Annotated in this window: 1 protein-coding gene; it reads left to right on the top strand. The window is 69.7% G+C overall.

What is annotated here, in order from left to right; translation table 11 throughout:
* Positions 1–108: 108 nt before the first annotated feature.
* A complete protein-coding gene (locus D7V88_RS41385) occupies positions 109–1,464 on the top strand; it encodes an RtcB family protein (protein WP_120545946.1) in 1,356 nt (451 codons plus the stop codon).
* The last annotated feature ends 82 nt before the right edge of the window (positions 1,465–1,546 follow it).

The following is a 1,546-nucleotide window of genomic DNA, read 5'->3' as shown; positions in this document are numbered from 1 at the left end:
CGCCCCCACCAGGCAGGCAACCTTCCGGATGTCCGAAACCCCACCTCCGTCAGATATGAAGGACGGCTTCGTCCCTGCCGCGGGTTCACCCACCTGGGGTCACACGCCATGAGCTGGAAACAACACCTGGAAAAGGTCTCCGAGGGCCACTACGTCCTGCCGCGCACCAAGACCATGCGCGTGCACGCGGACCTGTTCCTCTCCGACAAGCTCCTCTGGGGAGACGGCACCCCGGAGTCCCCCGGGATGGAAGACGCCGTCTTCGACCAGATGGTCAACGCCGCCACCTTCCCCGGCGTCACCCGCGTCGCCGTCACCCCCGACTGTCACGTGGGCTACGGCGTCCCCATTGGCACCATCGTGGAGACCGACGGCATCCTCCTGCCCACCGCCGCCGGCTACGACATCGGCTGCGGCATGGTCCAGCTCCAGACCTCCCTCAAGGTGGAGGACGTGGCGGACCCCGAGAAGCGCCGCCAGTGGATCAACGAGGTCACCGAACGCATCGCCGTCGGCGTGGGCGCCAAGCGGGTCCGCAAGCAGCGCAAGCTCAGCGAAAGCACCGTGAAGGAGGTGCTGCGCCACGGCGCCAAGGCCCTGGGCCGGGGCAGCTCCGTCACCGAACGCGACTTCATCCCCGTGGAGGACACCGGGGTGGACATCCCCGTGCGCGCCTACGACAAGCGCGGCCAGTTGGGCAGCCTGGGCGGCGGCAACCACTTCACCGAGATGCAGGTGGATGAGCAGGGCCGTGTCTGGGTGATGCTCCACACCGGCAGCCGGGGCTTCGGCTGGAACATCGCCAAGCACTTCTTCGTGGAGGGCGCGGCGCACCTGGGCCTCAAGAGCCGCAGCGAGGACCTCATCTGGCTGGACGCGGACAGCGCCCTGGGCCGCTCCTACTGGAACCTGCACAACATGGCGGCCAACTTCGCCGTGGCCAACCGCCTGCTCATCGGCGAGGCCGTGTGCGGCGCCCTGGAGGATGTGTTCGGCGGCACCGCGAGCATCTACTACGAGATCTCCCACAACCTCATCCAGCGCGAGGCCGGGAAGTTCGTCGCCCGCAAGGGCGCCACGCGGGCCTTCCCCGGCGGCCACCCCGCCCTCAAGGGCACCGTGTGGGAGTCCACCGGCCACCCCATCCTCATCCCCGGCTCCATGGAGACGGGCAGCGCCATCCTCTTCGCCGAACCCGGCGCGGAGAAGTCCATCTACTCGGTGAACCACGGCTCCGGGCGGCGGCTGTCCCGCGCCGCCGCGCGCCGGCAGCTCCAGCAGGAGGAGACCGACCTGCGCATGAAGGAGGCCGGCATCCTCCTCAACACCCGCACCACCCCGCTGGACGAATCCGGGCCCTGCTACAAGAACCTGGACGACGTGCTGGAGACGGTGGAGCAGGCCGGACTCGCCCGGGTGGCCCACCGCCTCAAGCCTGTCGCCTGCATCAAGGGCGCGGACTGAGGCGGAAGGCCCGGGCCCTCGGGGGGCTCGTGGGGGAGCCCTGGCGGCGCTAGAGTGGCCGCCCGCCTGGAGCCCCACCCAT

This window comes from Corallococcus terminator, assembly GCF_003611635.1.
Classification (GTDB): domain Bacteria; phylum Myxococcota; class Myxococcia; order Myxococcales; family Myxococcaceae; genus Corallococcus; species Corallococcus terminator.
Note: the sequence above shows the minus strand (reverse complement) of the source record. Positions and strands in the feature narration are given on the sequence as shown.

Bases quoted from the DNA above. Each gene is read 5' to 3' on its own strand.
- D7V88_RS41385 (WP_120545946.1), top strand. From the start codon at position 109: ATGAGCTGGAAACAACACCTGGAAAAGGTCTCCGAGGGCCACTACGTC.